The following is a 25,876-nucleotide window of genomic DNA, read 5'->3' as shown; positions in this document are numbered from 1 at the left end:
GTTTACCCCGGCACAGACACACGTGATGTCACATGACTTGTTTCGTCAGGCGACAACGCTGCAGTGCGGGATGCCACCCACGCCACCCCGCAGCCGCTAAAGGTACAAGTGGCTGCCGCGCTCTAGCCATACGGCAGGCACCGCAAATAACCGGGCAGGCAAGCTGGCCTGTGCACTATTCCCAACAAAGAACAATTATCAGCCTCTTTAAACATAGAGTCAGGCTAATTCCATGCGGAAAGGGTCTATTATAAACAAACCATAAATTATGGCTGATAATTACTCTGCCAACCCAATGTATGCGACTTCCATACTGGCCGCTGATGCTGCTGTTATTCCAAGTTTGTCATGCCACCCCGCTACGGCTGGTGACCTTCGACTATCCACCCTATATCACAGAGGGTGATCAGGGGCCCGAAGGCCTGGCCACCAGCATAGTGAGCGAAGTCTTTGCCCGGATAGGCAAACATGCACAGATCAAACTCTATCCGATGAACCGTGCGCTCAATCTTGTCAACCACCGCCGGGTAGATGGTTTGTTCCCGCTAAAAAAGACCTCGGAGCGGGAATCGACCATGGTTTATCCCAATCAACCCCTGCTTATTCAGGACTATGTATTTTTCGTCCGCAAGAACTCGCCATGGAAGTTCAACGGCCAATTGGCATCCATTGCTGGCGCACGCATTGGCATCACCCGCAATGTGTTCTATAGCCCTCGTCTGGACCAGGCACTAAAAGCAGGGCTATTTGCTGCAGTGGAAAGCACGGATAGCCATGAATTGAATTTGCGCAAATTACTGGCCGGGCGGGTGGACATCGTGCCATGCAGCCGTGTAGTAGGGCTGCAATTGCTACAAAAAATACCAGGTGGGAACGAAGCCGTACAAACCGGACCCAGTATCGAAAAAGTGGCCAGCTACCTGGTATTCACTCCCGGCCCAGATGCCGCCAGGCTAGCAGTCCTCTTCGACCAGACCATGAGCCGCATGACCAAGGATGGAAGCCTGAACCGGCTGATGGAGAATGAACTGCGCAGACAGCAGCAAGCCCCCATGCGCATTCACTAGTACGACATCCTGGACTGTCTGGCAGATCACGGACAGTCGAGATTCCACTCGTGCCGGATGGATTCCAAAATCCAGTGCGACTGAATAGCTGATAACGCCCTGCCGCTTTGGGTGAAAAGTACTCGCTCCACATCAAAGCACCCCCGGCAATTCAGCACACCCGCTAACCGGAAAAGTAAAAGGGGCCAATGGCCCCTTTTACTTGATCAGACTCCGACGAACTTTATTCGGATCCGACAGACTTTATTTGCTCTAGTGACCAATGACTAGAGCAAATAAAGTTCGTCGCGAGTCCGAACTCTAGTCTATTGATTTTTAATAGTGTCGATCACATCGCAAAGTTCGTCGAGGGCAGGATCAATACGACAACCCCAAATGCCTCATCAAACAAAGTCTGTCGAGCCCCATTGCAGCCCCTCCCACCTGTGCCAATGACCGCTTTGACCAGGCAGCACCCAAGTGAGTTAGATCGGAGTCTGGTCGTCGGCCAAAGCCGCCATTCAGCAGAGCATCAGCCAATAGCAGCTTTGATGCTATTTCCTGACACCGCTAGCTTACGACATACCGTTCAGTCCATATTTGACTCTCAAGGCCCCCAGACTTCCCGAGCGCTCCAGCTTCAGCAGGACAGAGTGCAGACGCCTGACCGTACCATTAGGTAACTTTCTGGACAGCATGAGACACACATCCTTTTGCCCACCGGCTACCGGAATCAAGCGCACGCGCTGCTGTAACTGCAGCAGCCGAATATGCCAGCCCAACTCTTCTTGGGCATGCAGAACGAAACGCACCCGATGGCGCACCAGCTTACCCAGATTGCCGGCAACAGTAATCGCGCCATCATCCACCGGCAGTGCCCCCAGCGCGTGCAGGTATTCCCCGTATGCAGAACCCTGGGCAATGGCAAGCACCCCGTATTGCCCCAGCGCCCCCACCCCGCCTTCCGGCAAGCGGAACAAGTAATCATCCTTGCGCACGGCCAGGGCAGCATGTTGCACATAAAGTACTGGCTTGCTGATCACGACAAAATGTTGTCGGCGCGAAGGCGAGTCCACCATCCCTACCGCCATGTCAATTTTTCCGTTGGCCAGGTCGGTTTCCAGCCGTCGCAAGGAGCGCACATTTTCCTGGCCGGAAATATGCAACTGCGTATCCGTTTGCTGCAGCAAACGGATCAACTCCATACTGAAGCCTGGCATGACCGAATCATTGGGATTGAACCACATCAGGTTTCCATCCTGCGCACTGGTACGCAAACTGATGGCATGCACGCTTCCCGCAGACAAGACGCCCATCAGCACAAGAAGCAGGTAAATACGGATCATTGTCGATGCCACAAACAAGATGGCAAGTCAGTCACAGACTGACGCCAGGAAGACAAATCATGACCACCCGGCAAAGAAAAGCCGGGTGCCCTTCCTGTGAAAAGCACCCGGCTTCAACTTTGTGAAACGGTCAGACAGGCTTAAAACGCGACACGAACCCCGGCAGAAGCACCGTATTCGCTACGTCCTTGCGCCATCTCACTATTCACCCCGCCATACAGATACGACTGCTTGCCGATTTTCAGCGTTCCGTTCAGTTGGGTTTGCACAAACTGGCGGCCACTGTGCGGTGACGTGGTTGTCAGGTCTATACCTGCAAGCTGGCTGTTCACCTGAGGACGGGACAACTTGCCGCTATCTTGTCCCACGGCCAGCGAGAGCTGATAGGTAAACGCAGCCTTCAGCGGATCCTGCTCCAGCGACTTGCCACTGAAACCAACCATGCTGCGCACACCGCTGGCGGAATAGCCTTGCAGGCTCAGCGCGGATACCGATGCACTGCCCTCGTTTTGCGCGTCCCGGCTGCTACGCTGCCAGATCACCCGGGCAAACGGCTCGACCACCCCGTTGCTCATGGCAATCGGCATGCGCAGGCCAGTACTGAACAGCGTGTTGCTACCCGTGGAACTGGAAGCCAGACCACCGCTCAGTTGCAAGGGGTCGCTGCGACCACTGCTCCAGTCCGCGCTACCGATAGATGCCATGCCATCCAGATAGAACTTGCCAAGTGCCTGCGATCCATACACGAACACCATGGTTTCAGTCAGGCTACCACTACCCGACTCCTGGCCGATCGATGTTTCAGCATGCGACATACCGAAACCGGCACGGGTCCGGCTGGTCGTGAATGCATCAATACCGACGCTAAACTGACTACGGTTTGTCTTGTAGCCCGATGCAAAGTCATCTGCCTTGAACTGCTGGTGGTCAACATTCGATGTAGCCCACAGCACTCTTGCCGGCGTACCATCCTGATTCTCACCAGCAGCCGCATCCTGTTGCAGGTGGTTGCTGACATCAGATTGCAAAGCGCGTGAGGCCAGTGGTGCCGTTGCGGCAAGTTCCGCATGCACTTCACCCGACAACTGGCGGGCTGCGGTTTTGAGCTGGCTGGCATTCAATCCGGACGCGGCATAAAGCAGATTGCTTTGCGCTGTTGTATCCGTATTGTTTACCTGGCCAGTCAGCAGCTTGTCCAGAACCCCGCCGACATTGCGCGCATTCTGATTGCCGCCAGTCAAATACTTGGCATACGAAGTGGGTGTCAGGCGCAAATCGATGCTATTGCTGCCCAGCTGATTGTAGAAAGCCACGAACTGAGTATCTGCTGCCAGACCAGAGCTGGGCTGTACCAGGCTGGCGAAGCGGCCGACAATGCCACCTTCAGCCGAAACAATGCGGAAGCTGTCTCCCAGGGACGGTGTGAAGGTGTTATTGGCCGTACTTGTCGGAATGGCCGGATCGGTGGTGATACCGCGCAGCAGCGGGGTCAGGGTACCGGCAGCAATAAACTGGCTGGTGCTACCGCTGATGATCAGGCGCGAGTAATTCCCCGCCCCAGTCCCGGTCCCGGTGCCATCGATATCCTCTTCAAAGGTACTGCCACTGGTCATGGTGACCGTGCCGGTGGAATACAGCGTACCCGGAGAGTTACCCGGGGCCAGCTTGCCGGTTACGGTGGTAGTACCACGGATTACGCCAGTGCCGCGCAAAGTGCCGATACTGTCCACTGTAACATTACTGGTGAGGTCGCCATTGGCACGCAAGGTACCTTCCTGCACGCAAGTGCCGTTGGACAGCGTGGCATTGCCGGTCATGTTCAGGGTACCGGCACCGGTCTTGTTGAAGCAGCTGCTGCCCGAACCGGTTACCGTACCGGACATGGTGGCCGTGGTACCTGCATTGGTGTTCACGGAGGAACTACCAGTCACGACCACCTGCTGTGCATTGCTCAAGGTACTGAGCGTCTGCAGGGTACCGCCATTGAGCAGAATCTGCCCGGTCCCCAAGGATGCACCATCATCAATCTGCACCACACCGCCATTGATGGTGGTCTGCCCGGAGAAGGTGTTGTGTGCGCCATTCACCTCCAGCGTACCGTTGCCATTCTTTAGCAGATTGCCCGAGCCGCTGATGACACCTTCCAGCAGCAGGTTGGTACCGGTATCGGTAGTAATGGCGCTGGTGGAACCTGCCTGCAAGGTGAGTGCCCGGCTGGTGGTAAAGCTGCCAGTGCTGTGCAGCGTACCGCCATTCAGGGTTAGTGCTCCGCTGCCAAGATTGTTATCAGCAGAAACCTGCAAGGTGCCGCCATTGACGCGGGTGCCACCGCTATAGGTGTTGGCACCGCTCAGGATTTCGGTGCCGCTGTTCAGCACCAGGCTACCGCTACCACCAATCGCGCCAGAGAAAGTATCGCCAGCGCTGTTCAGGGTCAGGGTATTGCTGCCCAGATTCACACTACCGGCTCCGGACAAGGACTTGGCCGTTGCATTGGCGGTCAGGGTCAGGCTACCGGCATCGGCAATCGTCGAGTGGGCCAGGCTACCGCCGCTGGCCAGGGTCAGGCCGGCACCACTGCGAATGGTGGTGGTTCCACTATAGGTGTTGGCACCAGTCAGGGTTTCGTTGCCGCCAGCCACGGTCACGCCACCTGTACCGCTGACCACACCGGCGAAGCTGCCACCGTTACCAATGGTCAGGGTGTGCGAATCCAGCGCTACCGTACCGGTTGTTGCACCGTTCAGCTGGGCAATGGTCTGATCCGCGCCCAGGGTCAATGCGCCATCTGCCGTCAGGTTGGTGGCAGTGGACAGGCCGCTGTTGTTGTCATGCAGGCTTGCGCCGTTGGCGATGCTGACTGCCGTGCTGGCCAGGCTGCCGCTGCCAGACAGAGTCAGGCTGCCGCCAGTTACCTGGGTGGCACCGGTGTAGGTGTTGGCACCCGTCAGGGTCTCGTTGCCACCAGTTACGGTCAGGCCACCCGTGCCACCAATTCCACCGGAGAAGGTATCGTTGGCATTCGTGAGCGTCAGCGTCTTGTTGCCAAGTGCCACGTTGCCACTACCGGAAAGGCTCTTGATGCTGGCACCACTATCGGTGGCCGAAATATCGAAATTGCCATTGTCAATGACAGAGCTGGACGCGGAAATGCTGCCAGCACCGGTCAAGGCCAACTTTGCATTGCTATTGATTGTCGTACTGCCGGTATAGGTATTAGCACCAGAGAATGTGACACTACCACCAGAGCCGGTATTGCTGATGGTAATAGAACCTGTTTTGCCAGTAGCGTTGGACAGAACTCCAGTGTAGGTACTGTTCATACCATTCTGGTCAATAGTGCTACTTGCTCCATTGGCTGAGTCATCAATAGTGAAATTCTGCGCAACAGTCGCCGTATCACTTTTCAGTGTGCCACCAACAAAAGTGGGGTTTACCGTTGAGCCAATATTACTGGCCAGATACTGAGATTGGGCCTTATCAATATCAGTACTACTGGTCTGGGTAGAGGAACCGGCAGTTGATGGAACCGAGTTTGTTGTCACTTCACCAGTATAAATCGTACCACCTGCGTACAATACATCACCATTGCCGTTACCATAAATACGGACTTCATCGAAGAAGTTGTTGTCATTGATTGCGCCAATAAACGTGAAGGTTTGGCTACCATTTTGCTCAGGGACATCAGCACGTTTCGTTGCTGTACCGATAAGCTGTGCATTTTCCCATGTATTAGCTGCCTGATTGCCAAACTGGATATACAACGACGAATTATAGCAACAAGTACCCCAGTCACCGAGCTGGATACCGAATGCATTCATCAGTGTTCCGAATTTGAAGGTCAAGCCACTTCCCGTTGGGTCGGTGCCCGAAGCTGTCATATTGATGCCTTGACCCGTTGTACCGGAGGCCGCGATAAGACTTGGTGAATTACTCAGATAAGTGGCATCGATCGTACGGCTTGCACCATTTGTGGCGGAAATATTGATTCCACCTACATTCCAGCTTGAACCATCACTCAAGCCAGTTACCGAAGTACTGGTAAATGTGGAAGAGCTTCCGGTTGAGTAGGTATTGACTGTATCCTGCAAGCGAGTTTCGCCAGCAGTAAAGGTCTGAAAATACACAACTGGTGTTGCCATGGCCATATTGGTCATGGACATGATTACCGTGCCGGTCAGGGCACACATGGCCACAGAGGCCATCTTCCCGCCAACCTTGGTCAAACGATACCCGATGTCGGATCTTTTCATTTTTTCATTACCCCACAGCCATGTCATATCACGAGGGACTGACTCAGGCCTGCCGATTTGTAAGTATATTTTTTAAATAATAATTTTGGCTTAAATCAACAACGGCAATTGGTGCTATTCAGGAACAACACTCTCATGACATGAAGAGAAAAACCGGGTTGATGATGCCAATTTCATGACATATCGCCCTTACCGTTACTTACAAATCCTTACAAATCCTTACAAATCCTTACTGCTCATTTTTTAATGGGAATAACTGGAAAAAAAAACGAAACATCACTAGGATTCGGCTCTGCTTTTCCACTACTGACAGAACACATGCCCGCTATGCCCTTCCGGCTTTCTTCATGGTTATTTATTGCCGTATTGCTTTGTTTGCTGAATATTCAAAATGCATTTTCCGCATCAGAAAGCAGCGCTGTGCAATACCACTGGAAAGTTCTGGAAGATACGAGCGGGAAGATGGGGATTGATCAAATACGCGCGCGGGATCAGTTGTTCAAACCAGTCAGCTCCAATGCATTTGGCTATCTGCAAGGCGCCCTATGGATAAGAATCGAGATATTGCGCAAGCCGGAACAGCAATCCCATTGGTGGCTGGAACTGCAATCCCCGATGCTGGACTTTGCTACGCTGTATCAGATAGATACATCAGGAAAAACAGTTTCCAAGACCATGGGAGACCATATTCCCATTGACGACCGTGAAATCGACTACCGCAATCCGGTATTCAAACTGGACATTCCTGCGAATAAGCCTTACATCATCTATTTACAGCTTAGAAGCAAGAATACGCTTACCGTATCACCCAATTTTTATTCATATCAATCCCTGATAAATCACATTGCAATCGAGCAGATATTTTTTGGCTCACTGGCTTCAGTGTATTTTGCTCTACTATTGAATGGTTATTTTCTATATCGTGCCTCCAGCGATCGGTCTTATGGCTGGTTTGCGCTCTATTCGCTATGCAATTTGATCGTCATGCTGGGGTCGGAGGGCTACCTATATCAATATCTGCTAGGAAATCATCCAGAATTGAATGAGGCGATATTGATTGCCAGTATTTATTTTGGAGTTCCCACCGGCGGGCAACTTCTTATCTATTACCTGGAAATAAAAAGTCGCCTATTCAGACGGGTTGTCCAGCTGGACTGGTGTGTCTCCCTGCTGGCAATCATCTCGCTTTGCATGGCAGGTCAGGAATGGATCCGTCCTATTTACCAGGGATGGATGCTACTGAATATGCTGTTCGGTACGGTATTTGTCTTCACGATTCGCCATAAAAACAAAATGGCCATGCGCATCCTGGTAGGCTTGTTGCCATTTTGGCTGGCCGTTACCATCCGCGGCTTTCGCAATGTGGCATTACTGCCATCAAATATGTTCACTGACGATGCCTATTACATCGGCATGGCATTGTATGTACTTGCCCTTAATTACGCAGTGAGTATCAAGGTAAAAGCATTACGCAAGGCACATGACCATGCGCTGGCCGAAGCATTACGACTTTCCAAAAAGAATGAACTGGAACTGGAAGAGCAAGTCATTCAGCGCACCATGCAATTGCAGCAAGCTGTACGGCGTGTTGAAGCATCCTTGCAAGTGGAGCGGCGTGCACAGGCGGAGCAGCGTGAGTTCTTTGCAACTGTTTCGCATGAGTTGCGCACACCGCTGACTGTGATTGATATGACAGCACAAAACCTGGAACTGGATGCAATAGAGGCAGATGCGGAAACACGCACCCGATATGGAAAGATACTGCAGGCAACAAACCGCCTGAGCCTGCTACTGGACAGGTATTTGAACGAAGACAGTTTCACGCTGATGCGGCGTGGCGTTCAATACCGCCATTGTAATTTGCACATGATGCTTGATGATGCGGCCCACTCGGCCTCCATTCTGTCCAGCTCGCACCAATTCGTGCTGCAACTGGATCAGCTACCGGAAAGCATCGTCTGTGACCCGGATCTGATGCTACTGGTATTGCGCAGTCTGGCTGACAATGCGGTGAAATATACCCCTGCCGAATCAACCATCTTGTTCACCGGCAACCACGTGCCCGATCACATCAATATTGTAATCAGGGATAATGGACCAGGTATGAATGCCGAGACATTATCACGCGTATTCGAGCCACACTTCCGGGGTAAAAACAGCGTAGGCAAGCCCGGTAGCGGGCTGGGCTTGATGTTGGCGCGCAAACTGATGGAGAATCAGGGCGGCCGCCTGGAAGTAGAGAGCACGGAAGGCAAAGGTTGCACAATCCATCTATACCTGCCAGTTCATGAGCTGGTTGCTGAAACCTGCATTGCCTGATGGGCCGGTCAAATCGGCCCGGGCTCGCCGGCAGGGTAGCACTCACTGCACGACGGTAATGGTGGCAAGAAAACTGTAACCCTTGCCATGTTCGGTTTTCAAGGGCAAAGCCGTGCCGGTTTCGTCCGCCCACCGTTTGCGCAATCGGCTAATCATGGTATCCAGCCTGCGCATGTCAAACTCCAGCCAGTTATACCCCATCGCTTCAACCAGATCTCGGCGATTCAAGACATGCAAACCGGCAGTGGCCAGTTGTTGAAACAACTCCAGCTCGGCCAGTGACAGCGAGATCTGCAGTCCTTGTGCAGAAAGTAAGCGGCGCGTACGCAAATTCAGACACCAGTCACCACCAATCCGGCGATATAGGGCATTGATGATTGCATTCAGCTCCAGCAGCCGGAACGGTTTCACCAGATAATGATCAGCACCGCCATTCAGACCGCTCAGCATATCCTGTGTCGAACTTCTTGCGGTCAGCATGATGATGCCGGTACGCGGCGTTTTACTGCGGATGAGCTGTGCCACATCAAGCCCGGTTCCATCGGGCAAGCCGATATCGAGAATTGCAATATCCACCGTTGCCTGCAACTGCGCAAACTCGGCCAGAGAACCAGCCTGTATTACCTGGTGGCCACTACGCAGCAGGAATCTGGCGAGCTCCTCGCGTAGTTCGACCTCATCCTCTACCAATAAGACTTTTGCCACAATCTGTTCTGCATTTTTTGAGGACAAGCATTTTAATCGACCATGCTGTCATTGATGCTTACAAAAACTTACACCATGTGTCTTGTACACAAAGATTGACTGAATGTCAGTTACATTAATGACTGCTTCTTGGATACAAGGTGCCTCTGGTCATTTGCTGAGCGAGCGTCAGCTTCGGCCGATGAACGGCCCCTTCGGCCATTCCCTTGCGAATCATCAAGCCACGAAATCTCAAACAAAAAGAGGCCCTAGCGGGCCTCTTTGTTTAGCACTACCGGCAAAATCGTTCATGCCATCGTCGTGACAGACTTCATTACCTCGTGACAGACTTTATTCTTTTAGATCACTAGTCACCAACCCGCACGGTCATTATTCCACCGTCACACTCTTGGCCAGGTTGCGCGGCTTGTCCACGTCGGTGCCGCGTGCCAGGGCTACATGGTAGGCCAGCAGCTGTACCGGGATGGTATGCACAATGGCGGACAGCACGCCGACATGGCGCGGGGTGCGGATGACGTGCACGCCGTCCGACTCGCTGAAATGGCTGTCCAGGTCGGCAAACACGAACAGCTCGCCACCACGGGCGCGCACTTCCTGCATGTTCGACTTCACTTTTTCCAGTAGTGCATCGTTGGGGGCGATCACCACCACCGGCATGCTTTCATCCACCAGTGCCAACGGGCCGTGTTTCAGCTCGCCTGCCGGATAGGCTTCAGCGTGGATGTAAGAAATTTCCTTGAGCTTGAGCGCACCTTCCAGTGCAATCGGGTAGTGCAGGCCACGGCCGAGGAACAACGCGTTTTGCTTGGCGGCAAACTTGTCGGACCAGGCCTTGATCTGCGGCTCCAGATTGAGCGCATGCTGTACCGAGCCCGGCAGCTGGCGCAGGGCTTCCTGATAGCCATGCTCGGCGGCTGCATCCACGCGGCCGCGCAGCTTGCCCAGCGTTACCGCCAGGGCAAACAGACCCACCAGCTGGGTGGTGAAGGCCTTGGTGGAGGCGACACCGATTTCGGCACCGGCGCGCGTGTAGAACACCAGTTCGCTGGCACGCGGAATGGCCGATTCGCGCACATTGCAGATGGACAGCGCCATGGTATGGCCCAGTTCCTTGGCGTATTTCAGCGCTTCCATGGTGTCCAGGGTTTCACCGGACTGGGAGATGGTGACTACCAGGTGTTTGGGGTTGGCAAAAGCAGCGCGGTAGCGGTATTCGCTGGCGATTTCCACATCGCAGCTGATACCGGCAATGCTTTCGATCCAGTATTTGGCGGTAAGGCCGGCGTAGTAGCTGGTACCGCAGGCGAGGATCTTCACCCCTTCCACTTGCGGCAGCAGCTTCGCAGCATTGGAGCCAAACAGGCCAGCAGCAAAGCCATCTTCCAGCACCGCTTCGATGGTGTCGGACAGAGCCTTGGGCTGTTCGTGGATTTCCTTCTGCATGAAGTGGCTGTACGGGCCCAGTTCCAGCGAAGCCAGCGATACGTCGGACACATGCACGGCGCGTTCGATCACCTGATCGTTCTTGTCATGCAGCACCACGCTGTCGCGGGTGAGCAGGCCGATATCGCCCTCTTCCAGGAAGATGACTTGACGGGTGGCAGACAGGATGGCAGAGACATCAGACGCGATGAAGTGTTCGCCCTCACCCAGGCCCACCAGCAGCGGGCAACCCATGCGGGCGCATACCAGTTCGTCCGGGCGGTCCAGCGCGATGACGCCGATGGCGTAAGCACCAGTCAGTTGGCGGGTGGCTTGCTTCACCGCATCAAACAGGCTGACACCGCCTTGATAGTAGTGATGCACCAGATGGGCGATCACTTCGGTATCGGTCTGCGAGGTAAATTCATAGCCCAGCGCTTTCAGCTGCTGACGCTGTTCTTCGTGATTTTCGATGATGCCGTTATGCACCACGGCAATCTTGTCGAAGGAGATATGCGGATGTGCGTTGTGTTCGGTCACGCCGCCATGGGTGGCCCAGCGGGTATGGCCGATGCCAAGCTGGCCTTGCAGGTTTTCCGCTGCGGCAGCGGCTTCCATTTCTGCTACCCGGCCGACACGGCGCACGCGACTGATGGCGTCACCGGTATGCACTGCGATGCCAGCGGAATCATAACCGCGGTATTCCAGGCGCTTGAGGCCATCAACCAGAACCGGTACAACATTACGCGCCGCAATGGCGCCAACAATGCCACACATTATTTTCTCCTTGCACTATCGTTGCCAGCAGGTGCGCAGATCAGCGTGACACCCTTGGCCTGAATGATTTCCCTGGACTCCGCCGGCAGTGCCGCATCGGTAATCAGGGTGTGAATGGTGTGCCACGGCAATTCCAGATTGGGAATGCGGCGGCCAATCTTGTCCGACTCCACCATGACGATGACTTCGCGCGCCACTTCGGCCATCACCCGCGACAAGCCCACCAGCTCGTTAAAGGTGGTGGTGCCACGCTCCAGGTCGATGCCATCAGCACCGATGAACAGCTGGTCGAAGTCGTAAGAACGCAGAACCTGCTCGGCCACCTGACCCTGGAAGGACTCGGAGTGCGGGTCCCAGGTGCCACCGGTCATCAGTAGAGTGGGTTCATTTTCCAGTTCGCGCAGCGCTGCCGCGACATTGAGCGAGTTGGTCATCACCACCAGGCCGCGCTTGCTGCCCAGCAGCGGAATCATGCCGCTGGTGGTAGTACCGCTGTCGATGATGATACGGTTATGGTCGCGAATGCGCTCCGCCGCTGCACGGGCTATGTCCAGCTTGCGATCGGAGACCACGCCGACTTGCGGCTCCACCGCCATTTCACTGGGCAGGGCCACGGCACCACCATAACGACGCAGTAGCAGACCGCCGGTTTCCAGCAGGGCGAGGTCTTTACGGATGGTAACTTCGGAAGTGGCAAAACGTCGCGTCAGCTCATCTACGCTGATTTCACCACGCTCCTGCACCAGGGTGGCGATGGCATGGCGACGTTGCTGGGTATTTCGTTTGGTCATTGAAACGTTTCGTTTCGAAAGTTTTGTCATGATAACGAGGCAATATGCCGATATCAATCATCAGAACCATAAAATTTGTTACTTTTCTTTTGCAACGAAAGAAATGCAACAGCACCGATACGATATCGACCAAAGAAAATGCCCACCGGGCTTTCGTCGAGAAAGCGCAGCGGGCATGCCATGCAGTCAGACAAGCCGGAAATCAGCTCTTTTTCTGTGGACGCTTCCAGCCAGCAATGGTGACCTGACGCGCACGCGCCACCGTGAGGGCATCTGCCGGGGCCGTGCGGCTGATCACCGAGCCCGCCCCCACCGTCGCGCCGGCTTCCAGCGTGACCGGTGCCACCATCAAGGTACCGGAACCGACAAATACATTGTCCTGGATGACCGTCTTGAACTTGTTCACGCCATCGTAATTGCAAGTTACCGAACCGGCACCGACATTTACCTTGCTACCGATTTCAGCATCGCCGATGTAAGTAAGGTGATTCACCTTGGAGCCCAGACCAACCGTGCTCTTCTTGATTTCAACAAAATTGCCGATGTGCACTTCATCGGCCAGAGCCGCGCCAGGACGCAGGCGCGCATACGGGCCGATGCGGCAATCTGCCCCGACCACGGCATCTTCCAGATGGGAGAACGCGGCGATACGGGTGCCTGCCGCGATCTTGACGTTTTTCAGCACGCAATTGGCACCGATCTCGACATTGTCGCCCAGCTCTACCGCGCCTTCGAACACGCAATTGACATCGATGCTGACATCACGGCCATGCCGCAGCTGGCCACGGATGTCGATGCGGGCCGGGTCGGCCAGTGTCACACCGGCGGTTAGCAGGGCACGCGCCTGATTCTGTTGCAGGATGCGCTCCAGCTCGGCCAGTTGCAGCTTATTATTCACGCCAGCAGCTTCCCACGAAGCCGAGACGCTGGCGCTTTCCACCGTCACGCCATCGGCCACGGCCAGTGCCAGTACATCGGTCAGATAATATTCGCCCTGGGCATTGCCATTGCGCAGTGCCTGCAGCCAGCCAGAAAGCTGGCGGTTGGGCAGCACCATCATGCCGGTATTGATTTCACGGATGGCCAGTTGCTCCGGTGTGCAATCCTTGTGCTCGACAATGGCCTTGAGCTTGCCATCGCTACCGCGCAGCATGCGGCCATAACCGCTGGCATCGTCCAGTACGTCGGTCAGCACTGCCATGCCATCGCCAGCAACAGCAATCAGTTGTTGCAGGGTTTCGCTACGGGTCAGCGGCACATCGCCGTACAGCACCAGCGTCTTGCCACTGTCCGGCAGGGCCGGCAAGGCCATTTTCAGCGCATGGCCAGTGCCCAGTTGTTCAGCCTGTTCGGCCCAGACAATATCTTCATCCTTGATGGTCTCGCGGACCTGATCACCACCGAAACCATATACCACCACCAGCCGCGCCGGATTCAGGCTACGGGCCGTGGCGATGACGCGGGCGAGCATCGGCGCACCACCAACCGGGTGCAAAACTTTGGGTTTGGCGGAGTACATGCGGGTACCCTTGCCCGCTGCCAGAATCACGATATTGAGGCTGTCCATGCGAACTCTTTGCTGACCAAAAATGAAAAAGGCTGCCACAAAAGTGGCAGCCTGCAACTATACACGAATCGTTCCCGCGCTTTTAGTGCACACGCTTCTTGAGGTAGTCCAACGCCTTGAGCTGGGCAATGGCGGCTGCCAGGGCAGCGTGAGCCTTTGCCGTGCTCAGGTCGTCGGTAGCATGCTGCAGAGATTCTTCTGCTGCACGCTTGGCCTCATTGGCGCGCGCTTCGTCGAGATCCTCGCCGCGGATCGCCGTATCAGCCAGGACGGTGATGTGGGTGGGCTGTACTTCCAGCATGCCGCCGGAGACAGCCACCAACACTTCTTCCTTGCTGCCCGGTACGGTCATGCGCAGCACACCGGGCTTGATACGGGTCAGGAGCGGCACGTGTCGCGGATAGACACCGATCTCACCTTCCAGCGCCGGAGCGACCAGAAACTCGGCTTCACCCGAGTAGATGAGTTGTTCGGTGCTGACCACTTCCACATGCATCTTGGACATAAGCCCTCTCCTTAATTAAAGGGTCTTGGCTTTCTCAGCGGCTTCTTCGATCGCGCCAACCATGTAGAACGCTTGTTCCGGCAGGTGGTCGTATTCGCCAGCGAGAATTGCCTTGAAGCCCTTGATGGTATCGCGCAGGGAGACGTATTTGCCCGGGGAACCGGTAAATACTTCAGCTACGTGGAAGGGCTGGGACAGGAAGCGCTGAATCTTACGCGCACGTGCCACTACCAGCTTGTCGTCCTCGGACAGTTCGTCCATACCCAGAATGGCGATGATGTCGCGCAGTTCCTTGTAGCGCTGCAGCGTGGATTGCACGCCACGAGCTACGGAGTAGTGCTCGTCACCAACTACCAGCGGGTCCAGCTGACGGGAAGTGGAGTCCAGCGGGTCAACGGCCGGGTAGATACCCAGGGCAGCGATGTCACGGGACAGCACCACGGTAGCGTCCAAGTGGGCGAAGGTGGTTGCCGGAGACGGGTCGGTCAAGTCATCCGCAGGGACGTATACGGCCTGGATGGAGGTAATGGAACCATCCTTGGTCGAAGTAATACGTTCTTGCAGACGGCCCATTTCTTCGGCCAGCGTCGGCTGGTAACCCACTGCGGAAGGCATACGGCCCAGCAGAGCGGATACTTCGGTACCGGCCAGGGTGTAACGGTAGATGTTGTCTACGAACAGCAGAACGTCACGGCCCTTGCCGGAAGCGTCCTTCTCGTCACGGAAATGCTCGGCCATGGTCAGACCGGTCAGTGCAACGCGCAGACGGTTACCCGGCGGCTCGTTCATCTGGCCATACACCATCGCAACCTTGTCCAGTACGTTGGAGTCCTTCATTTCGTGGTAGAAGTCGTTACCTTCACGGGTACGCTCACCTACACCAGCGAACACGGACAGACCGGAGTGGGCCTTCGCGATGTTGTTGATCAATTCCATCATGTTCACGGTCTTGCCTACACCGGCACCGCCGAACAGACCAACCTTACCACCCTTGGCAAACGGGCAGAGCAGGTCAATCACCTTGATGCCGGTTTCCAGCAGGTCGGTAGCGGAAGACAGCTCGTCAAACTTCGGAGCGGACTGGTGAATGGCGCGACGTGCGTCGGTAGCCACCGGACCAGCTTCGTCAACCGGGTTACCCAGTACGTCCATGATGCGACCCAGAGTGGCGCTACCAACCGGCACCGAAATCGGTGCGCCGGTGTTGGCTACAGCCATGCCACGCTTCAGGCCGTCCGAGCTACCCATCGCAATGGTACGGACCACGCCGTCGCCCAGCTGTTGCTGGACTTCGAGCGTCAGGTCAGCGTCAACCAGCTTCAGGGCATCATAAACCTTCGGCATGGCGTCGCGCGGGAATTCCACGTCGATCACCGCACCAATGATTTGTACGATTTTGCCTTGGCTCATTATCGGTTCCTAAACATTTAACTTTTACAGTCTGTGTAACGGCTTACACCGCTGCGGCACCAGCCACAATCTCAGACAGCTCAGTGGTAATTGCCGCTTGACGGGCCTTGTTGTACACAAGGCGCAGCTGCTTGATCGTATTACCGGCGTTGTCGGTTGCAGCTTTCATGGCCACCATACGCGCTGCCTGTTCGGAAGCCATATTTTCGGCCAGAGCCTGATAAACCACCGACTCCAGGTAACGCTTGACCAAGAACTCCATCAGGCTGGGTGCATCCGGTTCGTAGAGGTAATCCCACGAATGCGAGTGCTCCACCACCATGTGTTGCGGAGTCAACGGCAGGAGCTGTTCGAGCGTCGGTTCCTGTTTCATCGTGTTGATGAAACCGGAGTAGACGATGTAAACCGCGTCCAGTTCGCCTTCAGCGTACTGTTTGAACAGCACTGTAAGCGGGCCAATTAGTTTGTCCATCTTCGGCACATCGCCGAGCTGGACTGCGCTTGCCACAACATTGAGGCGAGCACGCTGGCAGGCAGCAACGGCCTTCTGGCCGAGGCAGCACACGTCGATTTCGACGTTCTGTTCCTGCAGTTCCTTGACCTTGGCATAGAAGCGCTTGAACGAGTTCACGTTCAGGCCGCCACACAGGCCCTTGTCAGAGGAAACCAGGATAATACCAGCGCGCTTGACAACGTCACGGCGTGCAAGCAGTGGATGACCAAGATCCGCGTTTGCCTGAGCAAGGTGCGCCATAACCGTGCGCACCTTCTCAGCATAAGGACGGGCAGCGCGCATACGCTCTTGCGTTTTGCGCATCTTGGAGGTTGACACCATTTGCATCGCGCGAGTGATCTTCTGCGTGTTTTGCACGCTTCGGATCTTGGTGAGAATCTCTTTACCGACTGCCATTCCTGAACCTTTCTTTAGCTACGACGTGAGTCGAAAGGCTCAGTTGAAGCTGTAGCCAGCCTTGAACGATTCCATCGCCTTGGCCAGTACCTTCTCGTTGTCGCCGGACAGGTCGCCCGAAGCGTTAACGGCGGCCAGCAGGTCGCTGTGGTTCGCACGCACGTAAGCGAGGAACTCAGCTTCGAATGCCAGGGCCTTCTTCACCGGAACGTCTTCGTAGCTGCCCTTGTTCACAGCCCACAGGGTCAGTGCCATTTCGGCAGTGGCCAGCGGTACGAACTGCTTTTGCTTCATCAGTTCGGTTACCACTTCACCGTGTTGCAGCTGCTTGCGGGTAGCTTCGTCCAGGTCGGAAGCGAACTGCGAGAACGCAGCCAGTTCACGATACTGGGCCAGTGCCAGACGGATACCGCCACCGAGCTTCTTGATGACCTTGGTCTGGGCCGCACCACCCACGCGGGATACCGAAATACCGGCGTTGATGGCCGGACGGATACCTGCGTTGAAGAGGTCGGATTCCAGGAAGATCTGGCCGTCGGTAATGGAAATCACGTTGGTCGGAACGAAGGCGGAAACGTCACCAGCCTGGGTTTCGATGATAGGCAGTGCGGTCAGCGAACCGGTCTTGCCCTTCACTTCGCCGTTGGTCAGTTTTTCCACTTCATCCGCGTTGATGCGGGAAGCGCGTTCCAGCAGACGGGAGTGCAGGTAGAAAACGTCACCCGGGTAAGCTTCACGGCCCGGCGGACGACGCAGCAGCAGGGAGATCTGACGGTAGGCAACGGCTTGCTTGGACAAGTCATCGTATACGATCAGTGCATCTTCGCCACGGTCGCGGAAGTATTCGCCCATCGCACAACCGGAGTACGGGGCGATGAACTGCAGGGCAGCGGCTTCGGAAGCGGTAGCGGCCACGATGATGGTGTGACCCAGTGCACCGTGCTCTTCCAGCTTGCGTACCACGTTGGCAATGGAGGATGCTTTCTGACCTACGGCAACGTAGATACAAACAACACCAGTGCCTTTTTGATTGATGATGGCGTCCAGAGCAACGGCAGTCTTGCCGGTCTGACGGTCGCCAATGATCAGCTCACGCTGGCCACGGCCTACCGGTACCATGGAGTCAATCGCCTTCAGGCCGGTCTGCATCGGCTGGGATACCGACTGACGCGCAATCACGCCCGGCGCGATCTTTTCGATCGGGCTGGACAGCTTGGCGTTGATCGGACCCTTGCCGTCGATCGGCTGGCCCAGGGCGTTAACAACACGGCCCACCAGTTCCGGACCTACCGGCACTTCCAGAATGCGACCGGTACACTTGACTTCGTCGCCTTCGGAAATGTGTTCGTACTCACCCAGAACCACGGCGCCGACAAAGTCGCGCTCCAGGTTCATGGCGAGGCCGTAGGTGTTGCCCGGGAACTCGAGCATTTCGCCCTGCATCACGTCTGCCAGACCGTGGACACGAACGATACCGTCGGTCACGGAAATTACCGTACCCTTGGTACGGACTTCAGCGCCTTCAGCCAGGTTCTGAATCTTGGCCTTGATCAGATCGCTGATTTCAGAGGGGTTCAACTGCATGATCTCTCCTAATTCTTGAGGCTTGCCGCCATGGCTTGCAGCTTGCCGCGCACGGAACTGTCGATGACATCATCACCGACCAGCACGCGCACACCACCGATCAGATCGGCATTGTCACGCACATCAAGACGTACGGTTTTGCCGTACTGCTTGGAAAGCGTGCTGGTGAGTTCGGCTTTCTGTTCTTCGGTCAGCGGGAACGCCGTTTCAACTTGCGCATCAACGATGTTTTCCGCTTCAGCCTTGAACAGCTCAAACTGACTGGCGATATGCGGCAGCAGCATCAGGCGGTGGTTCTCGATCAGGGCGACCAGAAAGTTTTTCACGCTTTCGTTGGTACGCTCGCCGAGGACTTCCAGCATCAGCGCCTCAACCTCTTTTGCGGTATGTTTCGGATTGGTGACAACTTCAACCATATCCGGGTTGTTCACCATGGCAGCCAGCCACGCAAGCGCATCGGACCACTGGTCCAGCGTACGCGTTTCGGTGGCGAGGCTGTATACCGCTTCGGCGTAGGGCCTTGCGACGGTAATGAGTTCTGCCATGAGTTAATTAAAACTCCGCTTTGATGGAGGAAAGCAGGTCGGCGTGCTTGGCTGCATCGATCTCTTTGCGCAGGATCTTCTCTGCGCCGATGACGGCCAGCTGGGCTACCTGCTCACGCAGTGCCTCCTTGGCGCGCATCACTTCCTGATCGATCTGACCCTTGGCGTCAGCCACAATACGGGCACCTTCAGTGCTGGCATTGTCTTTGGCTTCGTCCACGATCTGGGAGGCACGCTTCTCAGCAGCAGTAATGATTTCCATTGCCTGTTGCTTGGCTTTGCGGAGTTCGTCCGCAACGCGCTTTTCAGCAGCTTCCAGATCTTGCTTGCCACGTTCTGCAGCGGCCAGGCCGTCTGCAATACGCTTGGCACGCTCTTCCATCATATTGGTAAGCGGAGGCCAAACAAACTTCATGGTGAACCATACCAGGATGGCGAACGTGATCGCCTGGCCCAGTAGTGTTACGTTAAATTCCACGCTTGTTTTCCTCCAGAGAATGACTTCTACACAAACCGTTTACTGGCTAAAAATTAGCCACCCAGAGCTGCTTTGGCAGCGGACAGGAACGGGTTGCTGAAGGTGTACAGCATGGCAACACCCACACCGATCATGGAGATCGCATCCAGCAGACCGGCGATAATGAACAGCTTGGTTTGCAGAACCGGGATCATTTCCGGTTGACGGGCGGAGGCCTCGAGGAATTTGCCACCCAGAATGGCGAAACCGATAGCAGTGCCGAGAGCGCCAAGGCCAATGATCAGAGCAGCTGCGATAGCGGTCATCGACTGAATCTGAGAAACGAGTGCTTCCATTGTGTATCTCCTAAGACTTATGCAAGGATGGTTGGTAAAAAAAACTAAAACAAAGGTAAAGCTCTAAAAAAACAGATACCACAAACTCTTTAGTGCGCTTCCACAGCCAGGCTCAGGTACACGATGGTCAGCATCATGAACACAAAGGCCTGCAGGGTGATGATCAGGATGTGGAAGATGGCCCACGGTGCACCCAGGATCCACTGTGCGCCCCAGGGCAGCAGTGCGATCAGGATGAAGATCAGTTCGCCAGCGTACAGGTTACCGAACAAACGAAGCGACAGAGAGATCGGCTTGGCGGCCAGTTCAACCAGCTGGAAGATGAAGTTCAGCGGGGCCAGGATGATGGCGCCAATCGGGTTGTGCGTGTGGAACGGTGCGGTCAGCAGTTCCTTGCCCCAGCCGCCCAGGCCCTTGGCCTTGATGGAGAAGCCGATGATGCACAGGAATACCGACAGCGACATGGCGAAGGTGGCATTCACGTCAGCGGACGGAACCGAACGGAAGTAGATGTGATGCGGTTCCAGGCCGAAGAAGGTGTGGCCGATCCACTGAGCCAGATTCGGCAGCAGGTCAACCGGCAGCATGTCCATTGCGTTCATCAGGAAGATCCAACAGAAGATGGTCAGCGCCAGCGGGGCGATGACTTTGCTCTTGGCATGGAAGATTTCCTTAACCTGGGTATCCACCAATTCGATGATGGACTCCACGAACAACTGCAGCTTGCCCGGATTTTCCAGGCTGGCACGACGGGCCACCATGGCAAATACACCGGCAAACACAAAAGCCAGGAACAGGGAGACGGAGAAAGTGTCTACGTGCAGGCTCCAGAAACCACGAGCCGGGGACGGATCGGAATTCCAGAACGTAAGGTGGTGATTAATGTACTCAATTGCGTTGCTTGCCATCGCTCTTTTCTCAATTATTTGATTAGAAGCCCTAACCAGTAGCCGGACACCGTGGCAAAAAAGCCTGCCAGCAAACCCACTACCGATAAATCCTTGAAAAACACCAAAGATGCACCAAACATTAAGACAGTCAGAATGAATTTGACTGCCTCTGCCTTGAAGTGCGCCTTCATCAGCACCGCAGGTGGGACATGCCGCTTGGCGTAGGCGATTCTTGCATACACTGCGGCGGGAATGAGCGCCGACAGCCCCCCAAGCAGAACCGACACCGGAACAGCAACGGTGCCGGCGCTTAGCACGGCACCAAGTAGTACAGCCACTACAAGCAGTTTTGCTTGCAGGCGCAGTACGCGCCCGACTTCCGGATTTTGCATGTCCGACACTTAAAAAATCGCTCGATTATAGGCTGAGCGCTTGATTTGCGTCAAACTGAACATCGCCCGCACCATTGCAGTGCAACATAAAATCATTTGCTTGATTTTGCTTGAAGTTTTTCAAGCAAGCGTTCCAGGTCGTCCAGATTGGCATACTCCACCTGCAAACGCCCCTGCCCACGCGCACCGTGGCGGATGCTGACCTTGGCGCCAATGCGTTCCGACACTTCTTGCTCTAGACGGGCAATGTCCGGATCGACGCGCTTTTCTGCTACCGGCGGTGTGGTTTTTTGGTCAGACAATTGTTGGACACGGCGCTCCACTTCGCGCACCGACCAGCCCTTTTCCACTGCCTCGTGTGCCATCTCCAGCTGCTGCACCACCGGCAGCGCCAGCAGCGCACGCGCATGGCCCATTTCCAGCTGACCTTGGTGCAACATGGTTTGTACTGGCTCGGGCAGCGCCAGGAGGCGCAGCAAATTGGATACCGCACTGCGAGAACGCCCTACTGCATCCGCCGCGCTTTCGTGGGTGAGGCCGAATTCGCTGATCAGGCGCTTGAGACCATGTGCTTCTTCGATGGGGTCCAGCTCCTGGCGCTGGATGTTTTCAATCAGCGCCATCGCCAGCGCGGCTTCGTCAGCCACGGTTTTCACCACTGCAGGTACTTCGGCAAGCCCCGCCTTGCGTGCGGCACGCCAGCGGCGTTCACCAGCAATCAGTTCGTATTCGCCGAGGCCAACTTCACGCACCACGACCGGCTGGATCACGCCTTGCGCACGGATGGAAGCAGCCAGCTCTTCCAGCGCAGCCTCGTGCATATGGCTGCGTGGCTGGTATTTACCGGGACGGATCAGGTCGATGGAAAGCGTGGTGAGGCGGTCATCCGCCACTGTGCTGGTAGCGAGGAGCGCGTCTAGACCGCGCCCGAGTCCTTTGAGTTTGGCCATGTTGTCAGACAGATGGAGTTGCGGTTGCGGGTTCGAGGCGGGCAGTCAGTTCCTGCGCCAGGGTGAGATAGGCTTGTGCGCCACGGGCATTACGGTCGTAGACCAGCCCCGGCAGCCCATGACTGGGCGCTTCGGCCAGGCGCACATTGCGCGGGATGACGGTTTCGAACACCTTGTTGCCAAAGTGGCTGGCCAGCTGTTCGGACACTTGCTGTGAAAGATTACTACGTGCATCGAACATGGTGCGCAGCAGGCCCATTATTTCGATACGCGGATTCACCGCCACGCGCACCTTGCGCAAGGTGGTAACCAGATCGGACAGCCCTTCGAGCGCATAGTATTCACACACCATGGGAATCAGCACGCTGTTGGCGGCCACCAGGCCGTTGAGGGTCAGCAGATTGAGTGAGGGCGGGCAATCGATCAGCACGTAGTCGTACTGGTCTTCCACTGCGCTAAGGGCATTTTTCAGCCGGGCTTCGCGCGCCAGTTCGTTCACCAGTTCCAGTTCGGCCCCGCCCAGATCGCGGTTGGCCGGCAGTACGTGGTAGCCACCTTCTTTGGCCGGCTGGCGTGCTTCTTCTACCGAAGCATCGCCCAGCAGCACGTGATAGACGGAACGCTCCAGTGCCTGCTTGGCAATGCCGCTACCCATGGTGGCATTGCCCTGCGGGTCGAGGTCGACAATCAACACCCTGCGGCCCAGCTCGGCCAGACCTGCGGCCAGGTTGACCACGGTGGTGGTCTTGCCGACCCCCCCCTTCTGATTGGCAACCGCGATCACGCGTGCATTCATTTAGCCACCATTCTCACCAGATGGCGTTCGGCGTCCAGACCAGGCACCGACACCGGTAGTACTTCGGCTACTGCTACCGTGTCCGGCAGCAGCGAGATTTCTTCGTAAGGATACACGCCCTTCATGGCCAGGTATTGACCACCGTCGGCCAGCAGGTGCGGCGTCAGGCGCACAAACTCGGCCAGCTCGGCAAAGGCACGGCTGGTGATGCGATCGAATTTGTGTTCCGGCTGGTAGGCCTCGACACGGCTGGTGACAACCTCGACATTGGACAGGCCCAGCTCGATGACCGCCTGGCGCAGGAAGGTGGTTTTCTTGTGGTTGGCGTCCAGCACCACCACTTGCAGGTCGGGACGGGCAATGGCCGCCGGAATACCGGGCATGCCGCCGCCGGAGCCAACATCCAGCAGACGGGTACCACCGTTCAGGTGCGGCACCAGCGACAGGCTGTCCAGCAGATGGTAGCTGACCATGCGCTGCTCTTCGCGCACGGCGGTCAGGTTGTAAGTGTGGTTCCACTTGGCCAGCAGGTTCAGATAGCCATCCAGCAAGGCCAGCTGTTGTTCGGTGAGGCCCAGGGCTAGTTGATCCAGCCCTTGTTTCAGTTCTGCAGTATGTGTCATGCGCTTGGCTTGCAATTATTCGGTTTTGGCGTCGGCAAAGCCGCGCTTCAGATGCACCATCAGCAGGGCGACGGCCGCCGGGGTAATGCCCTGGATGCGCGATGCCTGACCCAGGGTTTCCGGGCGCTGCTGATTCAGTTTTTGCTGCACTTCCTTGGACAGCCCCTTGACCAGGCCGAAGTCAATGTCGGCAGGCAGGCGGATGTTTTCCAGATTGTCACGGCGCGCCAGTTCTTCGTTCTGACGGTTGATATAGCCTTGATATTTGACCTGAATTTCCACTTGCTCGGCAACCACGTCATCTGCCACACCCCCAGCGGCTTCCGGCAGTGTCATCAGGTCGCGGTAAGCGACATTGGGCCTCTTGAGCAAGTCGAACAGGTTGTACTCGCGCTCGATGCCCTTGCCCAGCAGGGCTTGCAGCGCAGCGGCATCCTGCAGCTTGGCCGGATGCAGCCAGGTGGATTTCAGACGGGCGGTTTCGGCTTCCACTGCGTCACGCTTGCGACAGAAGGCATCCCACTGCGCATCGCCAACCAGGCCGAGCTTGCGGCCCATTTCGGTCAGGCGCAAGTCGGCATTGTCCTCGCGCAGTTGCAGGCGGAATTCGGCACGGCTGGTAAACATGCGGTAAGGCTCGGACACACCCTTGGTGATGAGGTCGTCCACCAGCACGCCAAGGTAGGCCTCGTCACGACGCGGACACCAGCCTTCTTCATCACGCGAATACAGGGCGGCATTCAGGCCAGCCAGCAGGCCTTGCGCTGCGGCCTCTTCGTAACCGGTGGTGCCGTTGATCTGCCCGGCAAAGAACAGGCCCTTGATGGACTTGGTTTCCAGCGTGGACTTGAGGCCGCGCGGGTCGAAGTAATCGTATTCGATAGCATAGCCCGGGCGCAGGATGTGGGCGTTTTCCATGCCACGGATGGAACGCACCGCCGCCAGCTGGATATCAAACGGCAGGCTGGTGGAAATCCCGTTGGGGTAGAACTCGTGCGTGGTCAGGCCTTCCGGCTCCAGGAAAACCTGATGGCTGTCCTTGTCGGCAAAGCGGTTGATCTTGTCCTCGATGGACGGGCAGTAGCGCGGACCCACCCCTTCAATCACCCCGGTAAACATCGGACTGCGCTCGAAGCCGGAGCGGATGATGTCGTGGGTTTGCTGATTGGTATGGGTAATCCAGCACGGCAGCTGCTTGGGGTGCATGCTGCGCTGGCCACGATAGGAGAACACCGGCTCGGGCGTATCACCCGGCTGCTCTTCCATCACGGAGAAGTCGATGCTGCGGCCATCAATACGCGGCGGCGTGCCGGTTTTCAGGCGGCCCACCGGCAAATCCAGCTCGCGCAGACGTGCACCCAGGGTGGACGCGGCCTGATCACCAGCGCGGCCGCCGGTGTAATTTTCCAGGCCCACATGAATCTTGCCGGACAGGAAAGTACCGGCCGTCAGCACCACGGTACGGGCGCGGAACACAATGCCGATGGCGGTAATGGCACCGGCCACCTGATCACCCTCAACCAACAAATCATCCACCGGCTGCTGGAACAGCGTCAGATTGGGCTGGTTCTCCAGCATTTCGCGGATGGCCGCCTTGTACAGGATACGGTCGGCCTGCGCACGCGTGGCGCGCACCGCCGGGCCCTTGGAGGCATTGAGGGTACGAAACTGGATGCCACCGATATCAGTGGCCAGCGCCATGGCGCCACCCAGCGCATCCACCTCTTTCACCAAATGCCCCTTGCCGATGCCACCGATGGACGGGTTGCACGACATCTGACCCAGGGTCTCGATATTGTGGGTAAGCAGAAGCGTGGCGCGACCCATGCGGGCGGCAGCCAGCGCGGCCTCGGTGCCGGCGTGTCCGCCGCCAACCACGATCACGTCAAACTGTGTGGGATAAATCATCGGCTGTACTCGGAAGCCCGTGCGCAAGAGGCAGGCAGGGCGAAGCGTGCAGGAAAAACGGCCTATTCTACGGCAAAACCGATTGCGTGATAAGTCATTGATTTGTTTCGCCCCTGTTGTAACCGGCAGTTCAAACGCCGGTCATCCACAAGTCATATGCGCGAAATGTCCCCGTCAAACTCCATCACTAGCATGTGTTGCAAGGCCGGCCCAGCGAAAAGCTACTGCCAAATGAAGGAGTTGCCGTGCCCATATCCGGAAATGGCTGATGGCAACAAACCACAGCAAGGCTAGCATTCCGGACCAACACAACAAGCCTGTCCG

At 56.2% G+C, this 25,876-nt stretch carries 21 protein-coding genes; 2 read left to right on the top strand and 19 right to left on the bottom strand.

Annotated features, from left to right (window positions below):
• Nucleotides 1-323: 323 nt before the first annotated feature.
• The gene (locus HWX34_RS08985) at nt 324-1,067 is read left to right on the top strand and encodes an ABC transporter substrate-binding protein (protein WP_178971912.1); all 744 of its coding nucleotides are present in this window, start codon (nt 324-326) and stop codon (nt 1,065-1,067) included.
• 554 nt (nt 1,068-1,621) lie between these two features.
• On the opposite strand, the gene HWX34_RS08980 is transcribed toward HWX34_RS08985, so the two are convergent.
• The gene (locus HWX34_RS08980) at nt 1,622-2,392 is read right to left on the bottom strand and encodes a transporter substrate-binding domain-containing protein (RefSeq protein ID WP_178971911.1); all 771 of its coding nucleotides are present in this window, start codon (nt 2,390-2,392) and stop codon (nt 1,622-1,624) included.
• Between the two features lie 140 nt (nt 2,393-2,532).
• On the bottom strand, nt 2,533-5,715 hold the full coding sequence (locus HWX34_RS08975) for an autotransporter domain-containing protein (protein WP_178971910.1): 3,183 nt from the start codon (nt 5,713-5,715) through the stop codon (nt 2,533-2,535).
• Between the two features lie 1,248 nt (nt 5,716-6,963).
• On the opposite strand from HWX34_RS08975, the gene HWX34_RS08970 reads away from it, so the two are divergent.
• Nucleotides 6,964-8,964, top strand: coding sequence for a sensor histidine kinase (locus tag HWX34_RS08970; protein WP_178971909.1), 2,001 nt, complete (start codon nt 6,964-6,966; stop codon nt 8,962-8,964).
• 42 nt (nt 8,965-9,006) lie between these two features.
• Here HWX34_RS08970 and HWX34_RS08965 read toward each other — a convergent pair whose 3' ends face one another.
• The 17 genes from HWX34_RS08965 to mnmG form a co-directional block, all read right to left on the bottom strand.
• Entirely contained in the window at nt 9,007-9,696 is a 690-nt protein-coding gene (locus tag HWX34_RS08965) for a response regulator transcription factor (RefSeq protein ID WP_255496642.1), read from the bottom strand.
• Between the two features lie 342 nt (nt 9,697-10,038).
• Complete coding sequence (gene glmS, locus HWX34_RS08960) at nt 10,039-11,868, bottom strand: glutamine--fructose-6-phosphate transaminase (isomerizing) (RefSeq protein WP_178971908.1); 1,830 nt, start codon at nt 11,866-11,868, stop codon at nt 10,039-10,041.
• Complete coding sequence (locus HWX34_RS08955) at nt 11,868-12,659, bottom strand: DeoR/GlpR family DNA-binding transcription regulator (protein WP_178971907.1); 792 nt, start codon at nt 12,657-12,659, stop codon at nt 11,868-11,870. Before HWX34_RS08955 ends, glmS begins: the two co-directional genes overlap by 1 nt.
• 202 nt (nt 12,660-12,861) lie before the next feature.
• A complete protein-coding gene (glmU, locus tag HWX34_RS08950) occupies nt 12,862-14,226 on the bottom strand; it encodes a bifunctional UDP-N-acetylglucosamine diphosphorylase/glucosamine-1-phosphate N-acetyltransferase GlmU (protein ID WP_178971906.1) in 1,365 nt (454 codons plus the stop codon).
• An 82-nt stretch (nt 14,227-14,308) separates the two neighbouring features.
• Nucleotides 14,309-14,731: a F0F1 ATP synthase subunit epsilon gene (locus tag HWX34_RS08945; protein ID WP_045847707.1), complete on the bottom strand. Its 423-nt coding sequence runs from the start codon at nt 14,729-14,731 to the stop codon at nt 14,309-14,311.
• A gap of 15 nt (nt 14,732-14,746) precedes the next feature.
• Nucleotides 14,747-16,141 (bottom strand): F0F1 ATP synthase subunit beta, encoded by a 1,395-nt coding sequence (gene atpD / locus HWX34_RS08940; protein ID WP_045847706.1) that lies wholly within the window; start codon nt 16,139-16,141, stop codon nt 14,747-14,749.
• A gap of 43 nt (nt 16,142-16,184) precedes the next feature.
• Entirely contained in the window at nt 16,185-17,051 is an 867-nt protein-coding gene (gene atpG, locus HWX34_RS08935; protein WP_045847705.1) for a F0F1 ATP synthase subunit gamma, read from the bottom strand.
• A gap of 39 nt (nt 17,052-17,090) precedes the next feature.
• Nucleotides 17,091-18,635, bottom strand: coding sequence for a F0F1 ATP synthase subunit alpha (gene atpA, locus HWX34_RS08930; RefSeq protein WP_045847704.1), 1,545 nt, complete (start codon nt 18,633-18,635; stop codon nt 17,091-17,093).
• An 8-nt stretch (nt 18,636-18,643) separates the two neighbouring features.
• Entirely contained in the window at nt 18,644-19,180 is a 537-nt protein-coding gene (locus HWX34_RS08925; protein ID WP_045847703.1) for a F0F1 ATP synthase subunit delta, read from the bottom strand.
• 7 nt (nt 19,181-19,187) lie between these two features.
• Complete coding sequence (locus HWX34_RS08920; protein ID WP_045847702.1) at nt 19,188-19,658, bottom strand: F0F1 ATP synthase subunit B; 471 nt, start codon at nt 19,656-19,658, stop codon at nt 19,188-19,190.
• Nucleotides 19,659-19,711: 53 nt separating this feature from the next.
• Nucleotides 19,712-19,993: a F0F1 ATP synthase subunit C gene (gene atpE / locus HWX34_RS08915; RefSeq protein ID WP_045847701.1), complete on the bottom strand. Its 282-nt coding sequence runs from the start codon at nt 19,991-19,993 to the stop codon at nt 19,712-19,714.
• 89 nt (nt 19,994-20,082) lie between these two features.
• Nucleotides 20,083-20,901: a F0F1 ATP synthase subunit A gene (atpB, locus tag HWX34_RS08910; RefSeq protein WP_062787388.1), complete on the bottom strand. Its 819-nt coding sequence runs from the start codon at nt 20,899-20,901 to the stop codon at nt 20,083-20,085.
• A gap of 14 nt (nt 20,902-20,915) precedes the next feature.
• Entirely contained in the window at nt 20,916-21,275 is a 360-nt protein-coding gene (locus HWX34_RS08905) for an ATP synthase subunit I (RefSeq protein ID WP_178971905.1), read from the bottom strand.
• A 92-nt stretch (nt 21,276-21,367) separates the two neighbouring features.
• Nucleotides 21,368-22,225 (bottom strand): ParB/RepB/Spo0J family partition protein, encoded by an 858-nt coding sequence (locus tag HWX34_RS08900; protein ID WP_178971904.1) that lies wholly within the window; start codon nt 22,223-22,225, stop codon nt 21,368-21,370.
• 4 nt (nt 22,226-22,229) lie between these two features.
• The gene (locus tag HWX34_RS08895; protein WP_178971903.1) at nt 22,230-23,021 is read right to left on the bottom strand and encodes a ParA family protein; all 792 of its coding nucleotides are present in this window, start codon (nt 23,019-23,021) and stop codon (nt 22,230-22,232) included.
• On the bottom strand, nt 23,018-23,644 hold the full coding sequence (gene rsmG, locus HWX34_RS08890; protein ID WP_178971902.1) for a 16S rRNA (guanine(527)-N(7))-methyltransferase RsmG: 627 nt from the start codon (nt 23,642-23,644) through the stop codon (nt 23,018-23,020). The genes HWX34_RS08895 and rsmG overlap by 4 nt, the downstream gene beginning before the upstream one ends.
• Nucleotides 23,645-23,659: 15 nt before the next feature.
• Nucleotides 23,660-25,552: a tRNA uridine-5-carboxymethylaminomethyl(34) synthesis enzyme MnmG gene (mnmG, locus tag HWX34_RS08885; protein ID WP_178971901.1), complete on the bottom strand. Its 1,893-nt coding sequence runs from the start codon at nt 25,550-25,552 to the stop codon at nt 23,660-23,662.
• Between the last annotated feature and the right edge of the window lie 324 nt (nt 25,553-25,876).

The sequence above is a fragment of the Aquitalea sp. LB_tupeE genome (assembly GCF_013391415.1).
Classification (GTDB): Bacteria; Pseudomonadota; Gammaproteobacteria; order Burkholderiales; family Chromobacteriaceae; genus Aquitalea.
This window is presented reverse-complemented; position numbering and strand designations above follow the sequence as displayed.

What these genes read in the sequence shown, in the direction of transcription:
- HWX34_RS08985 (WP_178971912.1), top strand. Translation starts at nt 324, where the DNA reads ATGCTGCTGTTATTCCAAGTTTGTCATGCCACCCCGCTACGGCTGGTG.
- HWX34_RS08980 (WP_178971911.1), bottom strand. Translation starts at nt 2,392, where the DNA reads ATGATCCGTATTTACCTGCTTCTTGTGCTGATGGGCGTCTTGTCTGCG.
- HWX34_RS08975 (WP_178971910.1), bottom strand. Translation starts at nt 5,715, where the DNA reads ATGAACAGTACCTACACTGGAGTTCTGTCCAACGCTACTGGCAAAACA.
- HWX34_RS08970 (WP_178971909.1), top strand. Translation starts at nt 6,964, where the DNA reads ATGCCCGCTATGCCCTTCCGGCTTTCTTCATGGTTATTTATTGCCGTA.
- glmS (WP_178971908.1), bottom strand. Translation starts at nt 11,868, where the DNA reads ATGTGTGGCATTGTTGGCGCCATTGCGGCGCGTAATGTTGTACCGGTT.
- HWX34_RS08955 (WP_178971907.1), bottom strand. Translation starts at nt 12,659, where the DNA reads ATGACCAAACGAAATACCCAGCAACGTCGCCATGCCATCGCCACCCTG.
- glmU (WP_178971906.1), bottom strand. Translation starts at nt 14,226, where the DNA reads ATGGACAGCCTCAATATCGTGATTCTGGCAGCGGGCAAGGGTACCCGC.
- HWX34_RS08945 (WP_045847707.1), bottom strand. Translation starts at nt 14,731, where the DNA reads ATGTCCAAGATGCATGTGGAAGTGGTCAGCACCGAACAACTCATCTAC.
- atpD (WP_045847706.1), bottom strand. Translation starts at nt 16,141, where the DNA reads ATGAGCCAAGGCAAAATCGTACAAATCATTGGTGCGGTGATCGACGTG.
- atpG (WP_045847705.1), bottom strand. Translation starts at nt 17,051, where the DNA reads ATGGCAGTCGGTAAAGAGATTCTCACCAAGATCCGAAGCGTGCAAAAC.
- atpA (WP_045847704.1), bottom strand. Translation starts at nt 18,635, where the DNA reads ATGCAGTTGAACCCCTCTGAAATCAGCGATCTGATCAAGGCCAAGATT.
- HWX34_RS08925 (WP_045847703.1), bottom strand. Translation starts at nt 19,180, where the DNA reads ATGGCAGAACTCATTACCGTCGCAAGGCCCTACGCCGAAGCGGTATAC.
- atpE (WP_045847701.1), bottom strand. Translation starts at nt 19,993, where the DNA reads ATGGAAGCACTCGTTTCTCAGATTCAGTCGATGACCGCTATCGCAGCT.
- atpB (WP_062787388.1), bottom strand. Translation starts at nt 20,901, where the DNA reads ATGGCAAGCAACGCAATTGAGTACATTAATCACCACCTTACGTTCTGG.
- HWX34_RS08905 (WP_178971905.1), bottom strand. Translation starts at nt 21,275, where the DNA reads ATGCAAAATCCGGAAGTCGGGCGCGTACTGCGCCTGCAAGCAAAACTG.
- HWX34_RS08900 (WP_178971904.1), bottom strand. Translation starts at nt 22,225, where the DNA reads ATGGCCAAACTCAAAGGACTCGGGCGCGGTCTAGACGCGCTCCTCGCT.
- HWX34_RS08895 (WP_178971903.1), bottom strand. Translation starts at nt 23,021, where the DNA reads ATGAATGCACGCGTGATCGCGGTTGCCAATCAGAAGGGGGGGGTCGGC.
- rsmG (WP_178971902.1), bottom strand. Translation starts at nt 23,644, where the DNA reads ATGACACATACTGCAGAACTGAAACAAGGGCTGGATCAACTAGCCCTG.
- mnmG (WP_178971901.1), bottom strand. Translation starts at nt 25,552, where the DNA reads ATGATTTATCCCACACAGTTTGACGTGATCGTGGTTGGCGGCGGACAC.